Genomic DNA, 20,065 nt, shown 5'->3' with positions numbered 1-20,065 from the left:
TCAAGCCGGGTCAGAAATTGACGCGAATGCCCGCGCCATAACGGGCATAGCCCGGTGAGGCGAAGAAGACATTCTGGTCGCTGCGCAGATGGCCGCGACGGCTGGACCCGGTGAGGTTGATCGCCTCGACAAAGGCGGTGTAGCCCTTCTTGAACTCCCAGCTCGCGCTGGCGTCGACCTGGCCATAGGCTTCGACATAGAAGGGATTGGGGCCGGTGCCAGACAGGAATTCGTCACGCCAGTTATAGGCGACACGGGCCTGAATGCCGTTCTTGTCATAGAAGAGAACCGCGTTGGCGCTGTCCGACAGGCCGGTGAGCGCAAATTGCGCAACGCTGGACGGCTGGCTGTTGTCGTAGGTCGCGTCACCCCGGACGATAGTATAGTTGAGGATGGTACCAAAGCCGGTATCCCAGAAATTATGCTGGATCGCGAATTCAAAGCCATAGAGATGCGCGGTCTGGTCCGAGTTGATCGGCGTCGTCACCTGGAAATTGACCGGATTGTCTTCCGGCAGGCCCAGGATCTTGCCGGTATAATTGCCGGTCACAGGGTCGAAGCTCTGGATTTCCACCGACGAGGGGTAGTTGGCGAAGATATAGTTGCGGATCGCCGTCGTGCTGGCGCCGGCGCCCAGCGCAGCGACCGCCGCCTGATAGCGTGGACCGTCTGCCGGGTTGGTGAGGCCGAAGGCGTCGGTGTCGACCCGGGTGCTGGAAATGAAATTGCTGACCCGCTTGTCGAAGAAGCCGACCGACAGATAGCTGGCCGGGGCATAATACCATTCGGCCGACAGGTCGATATTCTTGGACTTGTAGGGCAGCAGGCCCGGATTGCCGCGCGCGCCGGTGCCGCCGCCGATGCGGAACAGCTGATCGAGCGTCTGACCGCCCTGCATCGAGGCATAGTCGGGGCGAGTGATGGTATGGCTGTAGCTAGCGCGCAGCTTCACATTGTCGATCGGTTCGAAGTCGACGTCAAAGGCGGGCAGCCAGTTGTCATAATCGCCCCGGAAGGTGGTGAAATCGCTGCCGCCGCCAAAGACCAGGTTGAATTCGTTGATCGACACCCATTCGGTCGCCGTCGGCACCGGCACCAGCGCCGATGACTTGATCTTGGTCTTTTCATAGCGCAGGCCGGCGCGGAAATGCGCCGGGCGATTGGCGACGTCGAATTCGAAATTACCCTGGATATAGGGGGCGACGGTGCGTTCGCGGATGCGGCGGTCGACGGTGAAGGAGGAGAGGCAATTGCCGTCGCCGCCGCAGATGCCGTTCAGATCATCAAGGAACGACACCATTTTTTCGAAGTTGAACGTGTAGAATTGCTGGATCATCGCCGGGTCGCTGGCGCCCGACACGCCCTTGAACTTGTCGGGGATGCTGGTCAGCGTGAACAAGTCGTCGGGCATCTGTTCCTTGGTGGTGGAACCGGCCCAGGTGTCGTTCTGGATATAGCCGTAGGCCGAACGCACCTTGTTTTCGATATAGGTCACGCCGAAATCGAGGCTGTCGAGAATCGAATTGTCGAAATCATAGCTGCCGCGCAGCTGCGCTTCGTTGATGCGATCCTTGAAATAGGCGTGGCGGAAGGCGTTGCCGGTCGCCTGGATATTGCCCGCGTCCAGCGGGTCAATGCCGTCGTGCATGGTGACGGAAATGACCGGCAGGTCGTTGGTATAGTCGACCGTCTGGCTGGCGACGCCGAAAATGGCGGTGCCGACCGACGTGCTGGTGCCGTAGGGATTGTTGGCGCCGGACACCGCGGTCGAATGATGCGCATCCAGTTCCAGTCGCAGGCCGCCAGGACCGTCCCAGGCGATATTGCCGCCCAGCGACTTGTTTTCGGACCGGTTTTCGGTCAGCGATCCCGAATAGGACAGGTCCTTGCCTTCATTGACGCCGAACCGCTCGGTATAGAAATTGGGACCGGCGACCGGACCGTCGGTCCAGCTGCTCGACACGTCATTGAAGTTGAACCAGATGCCGACGTTGGAATTGCGCACCTGAACGGTGTTGCGCGAATAGGTATAGTCGATCGTCGCGGTCAGATTTTCCGCCGGGCGGACCTGAAGCACGACTTGCCCGTTCAGGCGTTCGCGGCTGATGTCGTTGAGGTCATAGCTGGCATTTTGCTGGACCTGATAGACGTCGTTGGGGCCGGGACGATTTTCGATATTGGCGAAACGCGGGTCGCCCTCCATCGGCAGCGAGCCCCAGTTATTTTCAGACCCAAGATAACCGTCGCGCCAGCCGACATTGGCCTGATTGACGCTTGCCTTGCGCTTTTGCCACGATCCGGTGACGGCGATGCCGAACAGGCCATCGGCGAAGGTATCGGAAATGATGCCGGACAATTCAGGCGTGATCGGGTCGCTGTTGTTGCGCGAGCTGTCATAGACGCCTTTCACCGCGAAGCTGCCGCGAAGACCGGGACGATCGAGCGGGCGGGGGGTCTTGATATTGATGGTCGAGCCGATGCCGCCCGTGGGCAGCGTCGCGCGGCCGGATTTGTAGACTTCGACGCCCGCGACGCCTTCCGACGCCAGATTGGCGAAGTCGAAGGAGCGGCTGGCGGGCGCGCTGGCGCCGTCGCCCAGGCTGGATGTCGGCATCTGGCGGCCGTTCAGCAGCACCAGGTTGAATTCCGGGCCGAAGCCGCGAACGGTAACGGTCGACCCTTCGCCATTGGAGCGGTCGATCGATACGCCGGTAATGCGCTGGAGCGATTCCGCCAGGTTGGTGTCCGGAAATTTGCCGATATCTTCGGCCGAAATCGCGTCCACCACGCCCTGCGCGTCGCGTTTGATATCGCGCGCGGCGGACAGGCTGGCGCGGATGCCGGTCACGACGATCTCGGCGGGCTGGTCGTCGATCGCCGCGTCCTGGGCGAAGGCTGACTGACTGCCGACAGCCATCGCGACGGCTGACGCGCCGCAGACAAATGCCGACACACGATGTGCTTTGGAAATGCGCATATATCCCCTCCCCCGTGCCGCGACTCGGCATCTGGTGCGTTGTTGTGAACGTTCACCTATTTGATAACGTTCACTTGGTCAAGCATTGCGCAAGATGCAAAGGGGAGTGTGTTATTACTGCAATAGGCAGATACAGGGCAGACTTGGGTCCGCCCTGTTCTTCGCCTGCCGCAATGGCTCAGTCGGTCATCGCGTCAAGATCGACCTTGCTTTCCCGGTCCCAGAAGCGCAGCGGCCCCAGTGCGGCGACAAAGGCCTTGGCGTCATCGGCGGATTTGAGGCCTAGGCAGCCATCGTCCAGATCCTCCGCTATTCCGGCCTTGACCAGCAGCGGCTTGGCTTCAGGCGACAGGCCCATAAATTTGCAATGGGCAAAGGCGTCGGCGACGAAATCCTTGGATGGCGCGTCCTTCGACAGCAGGGCTGCGCCTTCGTCCGATACGATCACCGCGACCGCGTCATAAAGGACCGACGGCCCGCCATCGATCTTCTGCTGCGCGGGGAGCAGCGCCCCATCGCTCAGCGTCGCGCCGCCAATCTTGGGCGCGATCACTTCGCACAGGGCGTCCGCCGCTTTCACTGCATCCATCAGCGCCTTCACCAGTGCGGCATCGGCGCCATCGCTCACCAGCAGACCCAATTTGCGGCCGGCGAAAGCCTTGGGACCGTTCTTGACGATGCTGAGCGCGTCGGACGGCGGCAGATCGGTCTTGGGCGAGACCGCAGCCTTGGCCTTTTCGGGCAGGGGCAGGCCAAGCCCGCTGGCGACCGTGCCGGCAAGGCCATCGTCGATATGCATGAGATGCGACAGCATACGCGATCGGATGTCGGGCCGTTCCACCTTTGACAATTCGAACACCAGCGCGTCGCCCATATGCTTTTGCTCGATCGGGGTCTGGCTGACGTAGAATTGCCGCGCCTGGCTGTAATGATCGGCGAAGCTTTCCGGGCGGATGCGCAGCTTGTCGCCATCAGGCGTTGCTGCAACGCTGGTGAATCCGCGCGCCGGGTCTTCACGCGGGCCGCCCTGCGTGGGCCCCCAGCTATTGGGCTCGTAATTGGCGCGACCGGCGGGATTATGCATGGCCATATGCCCGTCCTGCTGAAAATGGGCGAAGGGGCAGCGGGGCGCGTTAACCGGCAGATGCGTGAAGTTGGGAGAACCCAGGCGTTTCAACTGGGTGTCGAGATAGGAGAAATTGCGGCCCTGGAGCAGCGGATCGTTGGTGAAGTCGATGCCGGGGACGATATTCTGCGTGCAGAAGGCAACCTGTTCGGTCGTGGCGAAGAAATTGTCCACCTGCCGGTCGAGGACCAGGCGGCCAACGATCCGCACCGGCACCAGCTCCTCCGGGATGATCTTGGTCGCGTCGAGCACGTCGAAGTCGAAATTGTCGGCGAATTCCTGATCGAAAATCTGGACCCCCAACTCCCACTCGGGGAAATCGCCGGCGTCGATGGCGTCCCACAGGTCGCGGCGGTGGAAATCGGGGTCGGCGCCGTTCAGTTTGACCGCCTCGTTCCAGACCACCGATTGGAGACCGAGCTTGGGCTTCCAGTGGAATTTGACATAGGAGGATTGGCCGTCGGCATCGACCAGACGGAAGGTGTGGACGCCAAAGCCCTCCATCATGCGGAAGGAACGGGGAATCGTCCGGTCGGACATGATCCACATGACCATGTGCATGCTTTCCGGGCTGAGGCTGATGAAGTCCCAGAAATTGTCATGGGCGGTCTGCGCTTGCGGAAAGCCGCGATCGGGCGCGGGCTTGGCGGCGTGGATCAGGTCAGGAAATTTGATTGCGTCCTGAATGAAGAAGACCGGGATATTGTTGCCGACAATGTCCCAATTGCCTTCCTTGGTGTAGAGCTTGACGGCAAAACCGCGTACGTCGCGCGCGACGTCGGGCGACCCCTTGGACCCCGCGACGGTGGAAAAGCGCACAAAGGCCTCGGTCTTTTCGCCGACGCGCTGGAAAATGTCGGCGCGCGTGATGTCGGACAGGCTCTCCGTCAGTTCGAAATAGCCATGCGCGCCATAGCCGCGGGCATGGACGACGCGCTCGGGAATCCGCTCATGGTCGAAGTGAAAGATTTTCTCGCGGAAGTGGAAATCCTCCAGCAGCGTCGGGCCGCGCGCACCCTGTTTCAGGCTGTTCTGGTCGTCAGCGACCGGCACGCCTTGCGATGTTGTCAAAACTGCGCCGCCATCCTGCGTGGTCTGGTGCGTTTCGCCGCCCTGACCCTGTTCTTCCTGGAAACTGTCGGACAGATCGGGCGCGGCATCCTTCCCCTTTTTGCCAGTAGGGGATGCATTGCTGCCTGTGTGCGTCGCCATGGAAATCGGTCTCCTGTTGGTCGTCATGACCCTGCGACCACGAACCACCCGCGATGACCGATGTTTCCGACAAATGTTGCGATACTGATGGAGATTAGGAAGATTGTCCTTCCCGATGGATCTGGAGGTACTGGTCAGGTCCTGACAGGCTTCACTCGCCAATAGGTCGCATAGCGTTCATGCGCGATGCGGTGATAGGGGATCAGGCGCACCGGCGCGCCATTTTCCGCCGGGATCGTGAATTCCAGCGGACCGTCGCCAGGCTTCACCTGCTCGGCCAGTCGCCTGGGATCGCCAGCAAGGACGGGGACCGCTACGGCTTCGTCATTATAGTCACCATATTTGCGTTCGTTGACGATGATGTCGGCGCCCGGGTCGAGCCCCTGCCGGCCCAGCGCGCCGGCCAGAACCAGCGGGCCATAGGTGAAGGCGACGATATCCGGCGCGGCCGGCGCGCTTTCCACGCCCGGCATCATGTCGAGGGTCAGTTCGACCCGGTCGCCATCCCGCCACAGCCGCGTGACTTCCAAAAAACGCCCCGGCGCGGTTGATCGCAGCACCTCCCGACCGTTGACGCGGACCGTTGCCGTACGGCTCCAGCGTGGGTGGCGCAGGTGCAGCGCGATCTCGACCGGCGCGCCCAATGTCCATTTCAAGCTGGTCGACGGCGTGTCGGGGAAAGATGTTGCCTGTTCCAGTCGCGCGCCTTTGTCAGCCCACTGGACGGCGGAGGGCACGAACAGGCTGACATAAAGCGACCGGTCGTCATGGAAATAAATGGAATCGCGATATTTGACGTGGTTTTCCATACCCGTACCGGTGCAGCACCAGAAACTGTCCTCAGGCGTGTGGTAGAGTTTCATATATCCCGGCCGCGCCCCCTGAAAATAAGTGGCCATGCCGCTGTCGGGGTCCTGCGAGGCGAGAATGCCATTATAAAGGGTGCGCTCATAATAATCGGCATAGTCGGCCTGCGGGTCCTGCATGAACAGCAGTCGCGCCAGTTTGAGCATATTATGCTGGCAGCAGGTTTCCGAACCTTTGGCCGAAAAGACATGGCTTTCAAAGTCGGCCATGGCGAAGAAATGTTCATCGTCGCCATGCCCCCCCGTGGCGAAGGACCGGGTGTGCGCGACCGTGCGAAAGAAGAAATCCGCCGCCTTCGCATAGCGATCGTCGCCGGTTTCTTCATAGACGCGCTGAAATCCCACGATCTTGGGCACTTGCGTATTGGCGTGCATGCCATCCAGCAAGTCCTTGCCCGCAACCAGCGGTTCCATCACCGCCTTGTGCGAAAAGCGCCGGGCGAGCGTGCGATACTCCTCTTTCCCGGTCATGGCGTACAAGTCAGCGTAGATTTCGTTCATGCCGCCATGTTCGGTCGCCAGCATCGCTTCGAACTGCGCGTCGCTCAGCGGGCGTGTCGCAACGACACCCCAGTCGGCGAGGCGCAAGAGGACATCGCGCGCCTCCTTGCTGTCGGCAAGGAGCGCCGCGTCGCGCAATCCGGCATAGATTTTGTGCAGCGTGTACCAGGGGACGCCAGTAATCGGTTCGCCATTGATATGCGCCGCGACCAGGGCAGGTCCATCGGGAAAGGCGCAGACAAGGCCCGAATGCGCGGCTTCTTGGCACGCGGCCAGTTCGCTCGCGATATAGTCCAGGCGCTGTTTGAAGCGGCGGTCCCGCGTCGATCGGTAGGCCAGCGCGCAGGCGGACAGATAATGGCCCAGCGTATGCCCATGGCAGTTGATCTCTGCCCAGGTCGGTTCCGATTCCCATCCGCCATAGACCGGCGCCTTGGGCTTCAAGCCGGCGTTGACCCGAAAATTATGCAGCATGCGGTCGGGCTGAAGCCGCAGCAGATAGGCCTCCGTCATGCGTTGGGCATGCAGGAACGGTCCATCGTCCAGGGTGACGTCGGCCATGTCGAACGGTTTGAGGGGAGCCGGTCGTACCGGGGCGGAAGGCGCGGCCTGCGCGAAAGTCGGCGCTGGAGAAAGCATCGTCGCGGCGCTGGCCATGACGGTCGCCGCGCCCGCGCTGCCCAACAGATCGCGCCGCGAAGGGCCAGTACAGGATGGGGTCTTGGGCACGGCTTCTCTCCTGTTGCCGGCGCCTGACCGCGCCATTTCCGAGACAATAGCTTATTACTCATACAAAATACAAGGTGACTGTCAGCCGATTTCGGGAGCGCGGAAGCGACAAGGCGAGGGTCGCATGTATTCGTATGCGCCCTTGCCTCGCCTGCGCGCCCATGTCAGCGCTGGGGGCAGGCGCAGGCGGCGCAAGGCCGGCCGCGGCGGGACGGGAAGGGGAAGGCATGGACAAGCCGCGTCAGGGCTTTGCCGGGCTGTGGAATATCAGCTTCGGATTTTTCGGCATCCAGATCGGCTTTGCGCTGCAAAATGCCAATATGAGCCGCGTCTTCCAGTCGCTGGGCTCCAGCATCGACGATCTGTCCGCGCTTTGGGTCGCCGCGCCTTTGACCGGCCTGCTGGTGCAGCCGGTGATCGGGCATTTGTCGGACCGCACATGGCTCGGGCGACTGGGGCGGCGGCGGCCCTATTTTATGGCCGGCGCAATCCTGGCTGCGGTCGCGCTGCTGGCGATGCCGCAAAGCCAGGGTCTGTTGATGGCAGCGCTGCTGCTGTGGATGCTGGACGCCAGCCTCAATATCTCGATGGAGCCGTTCCGCGCCTTTGTCGGCGACATGCTAGGCAAGGATCAGCATGTGGCGGGCTATGCGGTGCAGACCGCGTTCATCGGCGCGGGCGCGGTAGTGGGGTCGCTTTTTCCCTATGCGCTCGACCATCTGGGCGTCTCCAATGTCGCGGCGGCGGGCGCCGTGCCCGATACGGTGCGCTACAGTTTCTGGGTGGGTGGCGCGGCGCTCTTTGGCGCGGTCCTCTGGACCGTGCTGACGACGCGCGAATATGCGCCCGAACAATTGCGCGGCTTTGACGGCGGGGGCGACGCGCCGGTCGGGCCCGACCTTGCCGGTCGCCGGATGACGCCATGCTGGGGCTGGATTGCTGCGGGCCTTTTGGTTGCGGGGTTGGTCAATGCCTGGAACATGGAAAAGGAAGTCTATCTTCTCGCCGCGCTATTGGCGGGCTATGGCCTTGCAAGCATGGGCGCGATTGCGTTGGCGCGTGCCGGTCGCGCCGACACGATGCTGGCGCATATCGTGGGCGATGTCGCCGCCATGCCGCCGATCATGCGACGGCTGGCGGTGATCCAGTTTTTCAGCTGGTCCGCGCTGTTCATCATGTGGATCCATACCACCCCGGTCGTTGCGCAATATATGTTCGGGTCGGCCGATCCGGCGAGCGCGGCCTATCAGGCGGGCGGTAACTGGGTGGGTGTCTTGTTTTCCGTCTATAACGGCGTGGCGGCGGTGGCGGCGCTGACGCTGCTGCCGTGGGTCGCCCGGCGGATCGGCCAGGCGAAGACCCACGCGCTGTGCCTGACCGTCGGGGCTGCCGGATTTGCGAGCTTTCTGATCGTACGCGATCCCCGTTGGCTGTTGCTGAGCGAAGTGGGCATCGGCGTCGCCTGGGCCTCCATCCTCGCCATGCCCTATGCCATGTTGGCGTCCAGCCTGCCGCCGTCCAAGATCGGCATTTACATGGGCCTGTTCAATATCTTCGTCGTATTGCCGCAATTGCTGGTCGCTACGGTCATGGGCTCGATCATGAAGGCGTTCTTCCCCGGCGCACCGATCTGGACAATGGCGTTCGCGGCCTTGACGCTCCTGATCGCAGCCGGAGCATCGCTGCGAGTCGCACCTATGGGGAAGGCGCGGATCATTTAATATCACCCAGAAGAGCGGCAATTTCCGTTACGGAAAGGGTTTCATTCCGCCACGATTGCAGATTTTGCAACCGTAACAAAGCCATTCGCACTTGCAGCAAAATCGATTTTGTATGAAAACGATCCTGCCTTTCAGGCATCCTCTCCTAAAACTTTCATGGGCTGATCTTCGGATCGGCCCTTTTTTTTCAAGAATTTACCTACTCGCTACGGCAGTCAGCGCGGGGGTGGTCCATCTGATTTCCCGGCGTGACGCGAGAAGGGACAAATAAGCTGATTGAGCCGCATGGCGTCCTGCGCGCCGGACGCGAACAGCGCGCAGAGCCAGTCCATAAATCCTGCTATCCGAAGCATGATCCTCTCCACCATTTTCTTTGGCACCGATCATATCATAAGCTGCCCTCATGAAAAGCGGCGGAGCGCTGCGCGACGCAAATGATACGATCCGGTACGGATATGCGTGGGTCTTCGCCTTGGGCTGGCATGCGAGTCATGTGTGGACAGCGATCATATCGACAGTCTGCTGGAAAATATTTCCGTGGCCAGCGGACGGCCAAGTGGGCGCGGCCCCGCGCTCGCGCATGTCTGGCCGACCTACAAACGGGGGCCTCTCACTGATCGGCGCCGATGACGCGGTAGAGCAGGACGCGATTGTTGACGAGCGCCAAATCTGTGGCGATCGCCGATTGCTGCGCATTGTAGAGGGATCGCTGGCTGTTGAGCGCGGTCAGGAAGGTGTCGATGCCGGCGCGATAGCGTTGTTCGGCAAGGTCGTAGGCCCTGCTGCTGGCGATCACGAGCCGCCGTTGCGCCACCTGCTGCGCGTCGATCGTTCCGGCCCGCGCCAATCCGTCCGCCACTTCCTGAAATGCCGTCTGGATCGCCTTTTCATATTGCGCGAGATACAGGTCGCGCTGCGCTTTGCTATAGTCCAGATTGCCGCGGTTGGGGCCGCCGAAAATCGGCAGGCTCGCCGACGGGCTGGCGGACCAGCCGAATGCGTCGCTGCCGAACAGCGATGACAGGGCCGTACTCGCTACACCAATGGCCGACGTCAGGCTGATCGTCGGGAACATCGCCGCACGGGCCGCACCAACATCGGCATTGGCGGCCTTGAGTTGATGCTCGGCTTGCAGCACGTCGGGCCGCTGGAGCAATATGTCCGACGACAGGCCGGCGGGTACGCGCGCGATGCCGGAGATCAGGCTGTCGAGCGACTGGGGCAGCAGCGCGTCCTCGACCGGTGCGCCAGCCAGCAGGTCCAGCGCGTTGCGATCCTGCGCCACCTGGGTCACGGTCGCCGCGACGTCGGACGCGGCCTGCTCGACGATGGTTTCGGCCTGATGTACGTCCAGCTTTCCGGCCAAACCGGCCGCATTAAGCGTTCGGGTGAGGTCGAGCGTCCGCTGCGCGCTGGCCTGCGTTTGCCGCGCCAGCGCCAGCAAATCCTGATCCGCCGCCAGCGTGGCATAGGCGCTGGCGGTTTCCGCGATCATCGCGATGCGCGTCGCGCGCGCGCCCTCCTCCGTCGCCAGATAGGATTCCAGCGCGGCCTGCGTCAGGCTGCGCACCCGGCCGAACAGGTCGATCTCGAACGCGCTGAAGCCGATATCGGCGCTGTAATTGTCCAGGCGCGCGTCGTTGCGGTGGTTGATGCTTGCCCCGGCATCCGCGGTGATCGTCGGCAGCCGTGCTGCGCGCTGGACCCGATATTGCGCGCGGGCGGACTGCACATTGGCGATGGCCGCGCGCAGATCGCGGTTATTGGCGAGCGCCCGGTCGATGATGGTTCGCAAGCGGGCGTCCTGCACCAGCTGCGTCCAGGCAAGGCCTGCCTGCGCGCCGGCGGGCCGCGGGGCATAGGCTTCGCCCTGCGGCAATGTGGCGGGCACGGGCGCGGCCGGTCGCTCATAAGCGGGCGTCATCGAACATCCCGCGAGCATCAGCGCGCTGATGCCGATCAGCACACGGGTCATGCCATGGCCTCCATATTGGCGGCGGGGCCGGCGGGCTTGTCCTTGCCGAACAGGCGCAGGATCGTCACGAAGAAGAGCGGCACGAGGAAGATCGCCAGCAGCGTCGCGGTCGTCATGCCGCCGATCACCGCCGTGCCGATGGCGACGCGGCTTTGCGCGCCCGCACCGGTTGCGATCGCCAGCGGCACCACGCCCGCGATGAAGGCCAGACTGGTCATCAGGATCGGGCGGAAGCGCAAGCGCGCGGCCTCCAGCGCCGCGTCCCAGGCATTTTTGCCCTGATGATGCGCAAGCTCGGCAAATTCGACGATCAGGATCGCATTCTTGGCGGCAAGGCCCATGGTGGTGAGCAGGCCGACCTGAAAGAAGATGTTGTTTTCCAGGCCCCGCGCCCAGACCGCGATGATCGCGCCGACCAGGCCCAGCGGGATGACGAGCAGCACCGCGAGCGGGATCGACCAGCTTTCATACAAGGCGGCAAGGCAGAGGAAGACGACGAGGACCGAGAGGCCATAGAGCAAAGGCGCCTGCCCGCCTGACAGCTGTTCCTGATAGGACAGGCCGCTCCAGGCGTAGCTGGTGCCGGCGGGCAATTGCTTTTGCAATTCGACGATCCGGTCCATCGCTTCGCCCGAGCTGGCGCCTTGCGCGGCCTGACCTTGTATTTCGAAGGAAGGGAGGCCGTTGAAGCGCGAAACGGACGTCGGGCCCATCACCCAATGGGTGGTGGCGAAGGCGGAAAAGGGCACCATCTGCCCGGTCGCGCTCTGACGCACCATCCACTTGTCGAGATCGTCAGGCAATGCGCGATAGGGCGCGTCGGCCTGCATATAGACGCGCTTCACCCGCCCGCGATCGACAAAGTCGTTGATGTAAGTGCTGCCCCAGGCGGATGAGAGCACATTGTCGACGCTGGACTGGGTGAGGCCCAGAACCGCCAGCTTTTCGGAGTCAATATCGACCTGAAGCTGCGGCGTATCCTCCAGCGTCGCGGCACGCACGCCCGATAGGATCGGGTCGTTCGCTGCGGCGGCGATCAACTGGTTGCGCAGCGCCAGGAACCGGTCCCTGCTTAATCCACCGCTGTTTAATAGCTCGAAGGTGAAGCCGTTGGATTGGCCGAGGCCCCGGATCGCGGGCGGCGTCATTGCCAGCACTTTGGCATCCCGGATCGCGCTAAGCTGTTTGTTGGCGCGTTCGGCAATGGCGCCGGCGGAATTTGCGCTGCCCTTGCGTTCGTCCCAGGGGGCCAGATTGATGAAACCTTGCGCGACATTTTCGCCCTGGCCCTGGAAACTAAAGCCGGTGAGGATGAAGGCGAAGGCGACATTGTCCTTTTCATCATTCATGAAATATTGCCGCAATTGTTCGGCCGCCACCGCCGTGCGGCTGGACTTCGCACCGGCCGGGAGCGACACCTGCGCCATGACCTGCCCCTGGTCCTCGACTGGCAGGAAGCTGGTGGGCAGTCGCGTGAACAGCAGCGCCAGGACCGCAAGGATCACCACATAGGCGCCCCAGAACAGGATGCGCTTGCCCAGTATCTGCTCGGTGCGGTGGACATAGCCCCGCGTCAGGCGATCGAACCAGCGGTTGAACTTGCCAGCCCAGCCGCGCTGCCGCTGGTCATGCGCCGACGCCTTGAGCAAGGTCGCGCACAGCGCTGGCGACAGGATCAGCGCGACCAGCACCGACAGTAGCATTGACGACACGATGGTGATGGAAAACTGCCGATAGATGACGCCGGTCGACCCGCCGAAAAAGGCCATGGGCAACAAGACGGCGGACAGGACCAGCGCGATGCCGACCAGTGCGCCGCCGATTTCGCCCATCGACTTGATCGTTGCGTCGCGCGGCGAAAGCCCTTCCTCCTCCATCAATCGTTCGACATTTTCCACCACCACGATGGCGTCATCGACCAGCAGGCCGATCGAGAGCACCATGCCGAACAGGGTCAGCGTATTGATGGAATAGCCGAACAGGGCGAGAATGCCGAAGGTACCAAGCAATACGACCGGCACGGCGATGGCGGGGACCAGCGTCGCGCGCCAGCTTTGCAGGAACAGGAACATCACGATGACGACCAGCACCACCGCCTCGATCAGCGTGTGGATGACTTCATCGACCGACAGCTGGATGAACGGGGTGGTGTCGCGGGGATAGACGACCCTGTAGCCATGGGGCAGGTTGGCGGACAGGTCGGCGACCTTGGCCTTCACCAGTTCAGCGGTCTTGAGCGCATCCGCGCCCGGCGCCAGCTGCAAGGCCATGCCGGACGCGGGATGACCGTTCAGTCGCGCCGAGGTGGTATAGCTTTCATTGCCCAGTTCCACCCGCGCAATGTCGGACAGATGGACGACCGACCCGTCCGATTGCGTCTTAACGATGATATTGCGGAACTGTTCGGGCGTTTGCAGGCGCGATCGGGCGCGGACCGTGGCGTTGAGCTGCTGCCCATCGGGCGCGGGATCGGCACCGATCTGTCCCGCCGAAACCTCGACATTCTGCGACTGGATCGCACTCTGCACGTCCGATGGCATCAGCTTGACGGTCGCCAGCTTGAACGGGTCAAGCCAGATACGCATCGCATATTGCGATCCGAACACCTGGGTCGCGCCGATGCCGTCGATCCGCGCAATCGGGTCTTGGAAGTTATTGACCAGATAGTCTGCAACATCGGCCTGTGTGACCGTGTCCGTTTCGTCATACAGGCCCACGACCAGCAGGAAATCGGTCTGCTGCTTGGTGACGGTCAGCCCCTGTTGCTGCACCGCATTGGGCAGGCGGCTGAGCGCCTGCTGCACCTTGTTCTGCACCTGCACCTGCGCGGTGTCCGGGTCGGTGCCCTTTTGGAAGGTGACGGTGATCCGCGCCTGCCCGTTATTGGTGGAGGAGGACGAGAAATACATAAGGCCGTCAATGCCGGTCAGCTGCTGCTCGATGACCTGCGTGACGCTGGTTTCCACGGTTTCGGCGTTGGCACCCGGATAGGTTGCGCTGATGCCGACGCCCGGCGGCGCGATGTCGGGATATTGCGCGATCGGCAGCGACAGCATCGCGCCCAGGCCCGCCAGCATGATGCCGATGGCGATGACCCAGGCAAAGATGGGACGGTCTATGAAATAGCGGCTGAGCATGATCGGCCCCTATTTCGCGCCGACCGGCACGGGCTTCACTGCGGCGTCGGGCTGAACCTTGTCTGTGCCTTCGACGATCAACCGGTCGCCGGCCTTCAACCCGGCGGTAATCAGCCATGTGTCGCCGATCGCCTGCGCGGCGGTTACTGTACGGCGCTCGACCTTGTTGCCGCTGCCGACCACAAGGGCGGTGGCATTGCCTTTGGCATCGCGGGTGATCCCCTGCTGCGGCGCCAATATGGCGTTGGGGACGACCGACTGCGGCGCGACCACGCGGACGAACATGCCGGGCAGCAGCAGGCCGTCGGGATTGGGGAAGCGCGCGCGCAGCGTGACTGTGCCGCTGTCGGGATCGACGATCGGTTCGGCGAATTCGATGCGGCCTTCCAGCGGATAGTCGCTGCCATCGTCCAGCTTCAGCCGGATGGTCGCGCTGGCGGGCAGGGTCTTGCCTGATGCCAGCGACCGGCGGAGCGCCAGCAGTTGCGCGCTCGATTGTGTCACATCGACATAAATGGGATCAAGTTGCTGGATCGTGGTCAGCGGGTCGGCCTGGCTGGCTGTCACCAGTGCGCCAGGCGTGAAGAGGGTGCGGCCGATACGCCCGCTGATCGGCGCGCGGACCAGCGTGAATTCCAGGTTCACGTTGCTCGTCTGAAGGGTTGCGCGGGCCTGCTGCACGGCGGCCTGCGCCTGCCGTGCCGTGGCGATCACGTCATCCCGGTCCTGCGCGCTCACCGCTTCGGTGTCGCCCAGGCTGCGATAGCGCTGCGCCTTGGCCTGCGCGGCGGCGGCGGTGGCCTGCGCGCTTGCCAGCGTGGCAAGCGCCTCGTCGCGCGATGCGCGATAAAGGCGCTGGTCGATCCGGTAAAGCGGCTGGCCGGCACTTACCAGTGCGCCTTCTGTAAACAGGCGCTTCTGGATGATGCCAGACACTTGCGGCCGGACCTCCGACATCAAGGTCGATACCGTCCGGCCGGGCAATTCGCTGTCCACCGTGACATTGCGCGCCGCCAGCGTGACCACGCCGACCTCCACCGGTCCCTTTTTCGGGGCCTTTTCCTGACTGCATGCGGCCAGCATCATCATTAGGGCAATCGGTGCGACCCGAAGGCCGTGGGATCGTGCGGAGGTCGGCATGGATCGGCGATCGTTCCTTGGCATCGGCGTTACGGGCTCCTGCGATGCCGCCGGTCAGACACAGGGGGATGATCGGGCGCACAGGGGAGGGGGAGGGGTCGTGCGCCAAGCCGATCAGGCCTGCTCGTTCGGGTTTTCCAGCCGCGTCAGCGGCGAGGGGTCATCGCAGGAGCTCCGCTTTGCGTCGGCCACAGGGGGTCAGCCGACCCCATCCTCATCGAGAGTTTGCCCGTCACGTCATAGTGCGAGTTGTTTTCGCTTCCGCTCCAACTGTTGCGCCGCCGTGCGCCTTGGTATCCCTTTGTATCAGCCTGTATCGCGCGCGAAGAGGCGCAGACTTTCGGTGGACGAGGCGGTAGGAAGAGGCATGCTGGATTCCTCCCCTGCCCGACAGGCGACCGTGCTGGTGGTCGACGACGATGCGGATATTCGCGACCTCATCATCGGTCAGTTGCATCAGGAAAATTACCGCCTTCTCGCTGCGGCCAGCCTGGCCGAGCTGCGCCGCACGTTGAAGGAGGAGGCGGTGGACCTCATCGTCCTCGACCTCAACCTGCCCGATGGCGATGGACTGATGCTGTGCCGGGAATTGCGCGCCGAAGGCGCCGATGTGCAGATCATCATGGTGACGGCCCGCGGCAGCGCCATCGACCGAGTGCTGGGACTGGAACTGGGGGCGGACGATTATCTGACCAAGCCGTTCGAACCGCGCGAATTGCTGGTGCGCATCCGCAACCTCTTGCGGCGCGGACGCAGCGATCCCGCCGCGCGGCCGGCGGCGGCGCGCTTCGCCCGCTTCGGCCCCTGGCGACTGGACCTGCAACAGCGACGGCTGGTCGCGCCCGACGATAGCCTGGTGATGCTGTCATCCGCCGAATTTCGCCTTCTGTCGCGCTTCATCGAAGAACCCAATGTCGTTCTGTCGCGCGAGACTTTGGTGCCCGAACGGCGTGCGACCGCTGCCTTCGATCGGTCGATCGACTTGCAGGTCAGCCGTTTGCGCCAGAAGCTGGCGACGGTGCCGGGTGGGGACGAGCTGATCCTGACGGTCCGGGGCGAGGGCTATGTCCTCGCCAGCGGGGTGGAGCAGCTATGACGGGCATGCGGCCTGTGCAGCGGATCCGCGCCTTTTTCGGGACGATGGCAGGGCAGATTTTCCTCATCCTGACGCTGGGCATGTCGGTGGCCGCGATCATCGCCCTGCTGGTGGCGGAACAGGCGCGGCATCATGATTTCGAACGGGTGCGCCGCGCGCGCGTGGTGGCAAGCGCGGTCGACATCGCCGATCGGCTGCAACGCGATCCTGCCCGCGTCGAGGCGATGATGGCCAACCATCGCATCGTCGGCGCGGCGATGGCGCCCGCCGGCGTGGCGCTCAGCGACACCGATGCCGAACTCGAATCGATCCTGACCGAACGGCTCGGGAGGCGCTCGCAGCCCGAAGCGGGGCAGGTGCCGGCCGGCCTGTGCTTTCCCAGCGGGAACAGGGAACGCGCGGCCGGCGTGATCGACGCGCCGCGCCCGGATTGCTGGATCGTGCGCTTCACCGACGTGCGCGGCGCGCGCCGCGCCATGGCCCTGAGTTTCCCCCGTCTGATCAAGCCGCCAAGCACGATCTTCAACCCGGCCTATCTGCTGGTCATCGTTGCGGCGTCGGCGGGACTGGCGATCCTGGTCGCGCGATCGGTGGCCAAGCCCTTGCGGCGGCTGGAGCGCGCGGCGGAGGCATTTTCGCTGTCGCTCGACCCGGAGGAGATTCCCGAGCGTGGTCCCGAAGAGGTGCGCGCCGCCTTGTCGACCTTCAACCTGATGCAGCGCCGGGCGAGGGCGGGCTTCGCCGAGCGCACGCAATTGCTGGCGGCGATCAGTCACGATCTCCAGACGCCGCTCACCCGCATGCGCTTACGGCTCGAACTGGTCGACAATGCCGATCTTCGCGAACGACTGCTGGCCGATCATCAGGCGATGCAGACCTTGGTGCGCGAGGGCCTCGACCTTGCGAGCAGCACCGAGTCGCGGGAGGAATGGTCAGTGATCGACATCGACTCGCTGCTCGCCAGCATGGCCGAGGATGCAGAGGATCTTGGCGCGCCGGTGCGCTTCGTCAGCGGGTGTGGCGGGACCGTGCGGGTGAAGCCCAATGCACTGACCCGCTGTATCGCCAATCTGGTGGACAATGGCGTCAAATATGGCGGTGGCGCCGACATTAGTTGCACGCGGTCGGGCGGACGATTGATGATCGATGTGCGCGATCATGGGCCCGGCATCCCGGCTGATCAGATCGACCAGATGTTCGAACCCTTTACGCGCGGGCCGAGCAGCCAGCCCGGCGGGCGGCATGGCACGGGCATCGGCCTTACCATCGCGCGGTCGCTGGCGATGAGTTTCGAGGCTTCGGTGCGGTTGCGCAACGCGCCCGAAGGCGGCGTTGTCGCGACCATCGATATGAAGGGATAAGGCGTCAGGCGCCGCTAGCGACGCCAAGGATGACGAGCGCGATCGCGCCGGCAGCCCCCTGCTTCAGCCAGTGTGGCCGGTAGCTGAGGCCCAGAAGCAGCAATCCGCCCACCAGGGGCAGCAGACCGAGCCAGCTGACCAGCCCGATGCCGCCTTGCCAGTGGGGCAGCATCGCCATCGATGAAGCGAGGATCAGCAGCCAACCGACAGGAGCAAGCAGCGGAGTCATTGCGGGCTGATGCCAGGGACCAGCCAGCGCGCGTTGATGCCGGCTCATGCTGCTGGCGAGCAAGAACAGGCCGAGATAGAGAAGGCCGGCCGCCGCGATCATGCCGGCACGGCCCGGTGACGAACGGGTGTTGTCCGGTCGCGCCGCCGGGCCTGGCGCAGGATCACCGGCAGCAGCGCGCCCGCTACGCCCAGCAGCATCAGGTTGATCGTCAGCATGCCCGGCTCGATCGTCCAGACCGGACCCAGCAAGGCCGCGCAGGCGCAGGCGAGCGCCAGCAGGCCGAGCAATAGCGGCCAGCCGATCGTGGGCCGCAGCAAGAGTCCGGCGAGCACCACGGCCCCGGCGGTCCAGAGCGCGGCCGAAACCTCGGCCTGCGCGCGCGCGGCCATGTCGAGCGGCAAGAGCCGGTTGGCGATCAGGAATGCCACCGCTCCAATCGGCACGCCGGTCAGCACGCCGACGTTGAGCCGTTCCAGCATATGATTGCCAATCGACAAAGGCGCGCGTTCACGGCGCTTGACCGTCCAAAGGACCATGCCGGTTGCGATCGCCATGGTCAGCATCGCGCCGCCCAGAAAATAAAGCCAGCGCGTCACGTCGGGCGCGAAGCGCGCCATGTGCAGGCCATAGACGGTCTGATAGGCGCGCACGCCTGCGCGCTGTTCGGTCCAGGCCTTGAGCATCTGGCCGGTCGCGCCGTCGAAACTGACCTCACCAGACATGTAGCCGATGGACTGTGCCTCCGATGGATAAACGACCACCACCGCCCCCGTGTCGCCGGGGTTGAAGACATAGACTCGGCCGATCGGCGCGCCACCAAACTGGCGCTGCGCGGTCGCCAGCATCGGCGCGATCGGCGCGAGCGGCGCCTTTTCACCGGTGGCCGCGCGGGTGACGGAGCCGGGCGCAAGGTCGCTGTACATGGTTGTGACGTCCGCGCCATAGCCCGCCGCGATTCCCCAGGGCAGGTTGACCGATGCCAGCGTCACCAATCCGGTGAAGGTGATCATGATGTGAAAGGGCAGGGCAAGAACGCCGAGCGCATTATGCCCGTCCAGCCAACTGCGCTGGCCCTTGGCCGGGCGGAAGGTGAAGATATCCTTGAAAATGCGTTTGTGTGCGATGATGCCCGTCACCAGCGCGACCAGCATCATCATGGCCGCGAGCGAGGCAAGCAGCCGCCCCCACGGGTAGGGCAGCTCCAATTCGAAATGGAGCCGGTAGAAAAATTCGCCGCCCAGCGTTTCACGCGCGACTGGCGCCCCGCTGACGGGATCGAGCGCGCGGGTCACATAGGCGCCGTCGCTGTCATAGGTCGCCTGCACCGCATTTTGGTGGGCGTCGGGGGCGGTCAGATACCAGCCGGCCGAACCATGCGTATTCTCATCGAGCCAGCGGGTCGCCGCGACGATCGCGTCCGCTGGCGCGGCGATAGCGGTCGTTTCGGGCCGCATCCAGCGGCCAATCTCGGCCTTGAACACGGTCAACGTGCCCGTGAGGCACATGAGGAACAGCACATGGCCCAGCAGCAGCCCGGTCCAACCGTGCAGCCAGGTCATGCATTGGCGCGCGCCATCGCGCAGGGCAGCAGGCGCCGATCCCCTCATGCCGGTTGCCCCGCGGCCCACGCACCGATCGCCAGCAATCCCGCGACACCCGCGACGCCCCCCAGCGCGCGCCATGGCCCGGACGCCAGAAACGCCCAGATGGTGACGGCAGGGGCCACGAGATAGGCGATCATCGTGGCGACGGTCACGGCCTCAACCCGGCTCATGGGCAGGGTTCGCGCCAGCAAGGCCGCCGTCAGCGCCATCACCAGATAGGCCCCCAAAGTCCCGGCCAGCACGCGCAGTGCGACATTGCCGCGATCGCGCCACCCTATTGACCGCCGCGCGCCCGTTGTCATTGGCGCTCGCTTCCGCCCAGCGCCGTCAGCGGGCGCGGATGACCCTGAAGATGGCCAGAGAAACGATGCATGATGATCCTTCGAGC

12 protein-coding genes are annotated in these 20,065 nt (G+C 63.7%); 3 read left to right on the top strand and 9 right to left on the bottom strand.

What is annotated here, in order from left to right; all coding sequences use genetic code 11:
- Positions 1–10: 10 nt before the first annotated feature.
- From LL253_RS11545 to LL253_RS11535, 3 genes are all read right to left on the bottom strand, one after another.
- Entirely contained in the window at positions 11–2,977 is a 2,967-nt protein-coding gene (locus LL253_RS11545) for a TonB-dependent receptor (RefSeq protein ID WP_228227237.1), read from the bottom strand.
- A gap of 178 nt (positions 2,978–3,155) precedes the next feature.
- Positions 3,156–5,315 carry a catalase gene (gene katE, locus LL253_RS11540; RefSeq protein WP_228227236.1) on the bottom strand — a complete coding sequence of 720 codons (2,160 nt, stop codon included), beginning with the start codon at positions 5,313–5,315 and terminating at the stop codon, positions 3,156–3,158.
- 134 nt (positions 5,316–5,449) lie between these two features.
- On the bottom strand, positions 5,450–7,447 hold the full coding sequence (locus LL253_RS11535; protein WP_228227235.1) for a glycoside hydrolase family 127 protein: 1,998 nt from the start codon (positions 7,445–7,447) through the stop codon (positions 5,450–5,452).
- A gap of 191 nt (positions 7,448–7,638) precedes the next feature.
- Between LL253_RS11535 and LL253_RS11530 the strand changes: the two genes are divergently transcribed.
- Positions 7,639–9,132 (top strand): MFS transporter, encoded by a 1,494-nt coding sequence (locus LL253_RS11530; protein ID WP_228227234.1) that lies wholly within the window; start codon positions 7,639–7,641, stop codon positions 9,130–9,132.
- Between the two features lie 610 nt (positions 9,133–9,742).
- Here the strand turns inward: LL253_RS11530 and LL253_RS11525 are convergent.
- Genes LL253_RS11525 through LL253_RS11515 form a run of 3 tightly spaced genes read right to left on the bottom strand, consistent with a single transcriptional unit; the run spans position 9,743 to position 15,384 of the window.
- Positions 9,743–11,107: an efflux transporter outer membrane subunit gene (locus tag LL253_RS11525; RefSeq protein WP_228227233.1), complete on the bottom strand. Its 1,365-nt coding sequence runs from the start codon at positions 11,105–11,107 to the stop codon at positions 9,743–9,745.
- Positions 11,104–14,244: an efflux RND transporter permease subunit gene (locus LL253_RS11520; protein ID WP_228227232.1), complete on the bottom strand. Its 3,141-nt coding sequence runs from the start codon at positions 14,242–14,244 to the stop codon at positions 11,104–11,106. Before LL253_RS11520 ends, LL253_RS11525 begins: the two co-directional genes overlap by 4 nt.
- 9 nt (positions 14,245–14,253) lie before the next feature.
- A complete protein-coding gene (locus tag LL253_RS11515) occupies positions 14,254–15,384 on the bottom strand; it encodes an efflux RND transporter periplasmic adaptor subunit (protein WP_228227231.1) in 1,131 nt (376 codons plus the stop codon).
- A 367-nt stretch (positions 15,385–15,751) separates the two neighbouring features.
- On the opposite strand from LL253_RS11515, the gene LL253_RS11510 reads away from it, so the two are divergent.
- Positions 15,752–16,480, top strand: coding sequence for a response regulator (locus tag LL253_RS11510; RefSeq protein WP_228221933.1), 729 nt, complete (start codon positions 15,752–15,754; stop codon positions 16,478–16,480).
- Positions 16,477–17,841 (top strand): ATP-binding protein, encoded by a 1,365-nt coding sequence (locus LL253_RS11505; RefSeq protein WP_228221932.1) that lies wholly within the window; start codon positions 16,477–16,479, stop codon positions 17,839–17,841. The genes LL253_RS11510 and LL253_RS11505 overlap by 4 nt, the downstream gene beginning before the upstream one ends.
- A gap of 4 nt (positions 17,842–17,845) precedes the next feature.
- Here LL253_RS11505 and LL253_RS11500 read toward each other — a convergent pair whose 3' ends face one another.
- Genes LL253_RS11500 through LL253_RS11490 form a run of 3 tightly spaced genes read right to left on the bottom strand, consistent with a single transcriptional unit; the run spans position 17,846 to position 19,979 of the window.
- Positions 17,846–18,172, bottom strand: a complete 327-nt coding sequence (locus LL253_RS11500; RefSeq protein ID WP_228227230.1) for a DUF3325 family protein — start codon at positions 18,170–18,172, stop codon at positions 17,846–17,848.
- Positions 18,169–19,680: a PepSY-associated TM helix domain-containing protein gene (locus LL253_RS11495; RefSeq protein WP_228227229.1), complete on the bottom strand. Its 1,512-nt coding sequence runs from the start codon at positions 19,678–19,680 to the stop codon at positions 18,169–18,171. The genes LL253_RS11500 and LL253_RS11495 overlap by 4 nt, the downstream gene beginning before the upstream one ends.
- Positions 19,677–19,979 (bottom strand): ketohydroxyglutarate aldolase, encoded by a 303-nt coding sequence (locus LL253_RS11490; RefSeq protein WP_228227228.1) that lies wholly within the window; start codon positions 19,977–19,979, stop codon positions 19,677–19,679. Before LL253_RS11490 ends, LL253_RS11495 begins: the two co-directional genes overlap by 4 nt.
- Positions 19,980–20,065: the final 86 nt, after the last annotated feature.

The sequence above is a fragment of the Sphingobium soli genome (assembly GCF_020782245.1).
Lineage (GTDB): Bacteria > Pseudomonadota > Alphaproteobacteria > Sphingomonadales > Sphingomonadaceae > Sphingobium > Sphingobium soli.
The sequence above is the reverse complement of the archived record's forward strand: the minus strand, read 5'-3'. Positions and strand labels throughout refer to the sequence as shown.

What these genes read in the sequence shown, in the direction of transcription:
- LL253_RS11535 (WP_228227235.1), bottom strand. Translation starts at nt 7,447, where the DNA reads ATGGCGCGGTCAGGCGCCGGCAACAGGAGAGAAGCCGTGCCCAAGACC.
- LL253_RS11525 (WP_228227233.1), bottom strand. Translation starts at nt 11,107, where the DNA reads ATGACCCGTGTGCTGATCGGCATCAGCGCGCTGATGCTCGCGGGATGT.
- LL253_RS11495 (WP_228227229.1), bottom strand. Translation starts at nt 19,680, where the DNA reads ATGAGGGGATCGGCGCCTGCTGCCCTGCGCGATGGCGCGCGCCAATGC.
- LL253_RS11510 (WP_228221933.1), top strand. Translation starts at nt 15,752, where the DNA reads ATGCTGGATTCCTCCCCTGCCCGACAGGCGACCGTGCTGGTGGTCGAC.
- katE (WP_228227236.1), bottom strand. Translation starts at nt 5,315, where the DNA reads ATGGCGACGCACACAGGCAGCAATGCATCCCCTACTGGCAAAAAGGGG.
- LL253_RS11520 (WP_228227232.1), bottom strand. Translation starts at nt 14,244, where the DNA reads ATGCTCAGCCGCTATTTCATAGACCGTCCCATCTTTGCCTGGGTCATC.
- LL253_RS11530 (WP_228227234.1), top strand. Translation starts at nt 7,639, where the DNA reads ATGGACAAGCCGCGTCAGGGCTTTGCCGGGCTGTGGAATATCAGCTTC.
- LL253_RS11505 (WP_228221932.1), top strand. Translation starts at nt 16,477, where the DNA reads ATGACGGGCATGCGGCCTGTGCAGCGGATCCGCGCCTTTTTCGGGACG.
- LL253_RS11490 (WP_228227228.1), bottom strand. Translation starts at nt 19,979, where the DNA reads ATGACAACGGGCGCGCGGCGGTCAATAGGGTGGCGCGATCGCGGCAAT.
- LL253_RS11500 (WP_228227230.1), bottom strand. Translation starts at nt 18,172, where the DNA reads ATGATCGCGGCGGCCGGCCTTCTCTATCTCGGCCTGTTCTTGCTCGCC.
- LL253_RS11515 (WP_228227231.1), bottom strand. Translation starts at nt 15,384, where the DNA reads ATGCCGACCTCCGCACGATCCCACGGCCTTCGGGTCGCACCGATTGCC.
- LL253_RS11545 (WP_228227237.1), bottom strand. Translation starts at nt 2,977, where the DNA reads ATGCGCATTTCCAAAGCACATCGTGTGTCGGCATTTGTCTGCGGCGCG.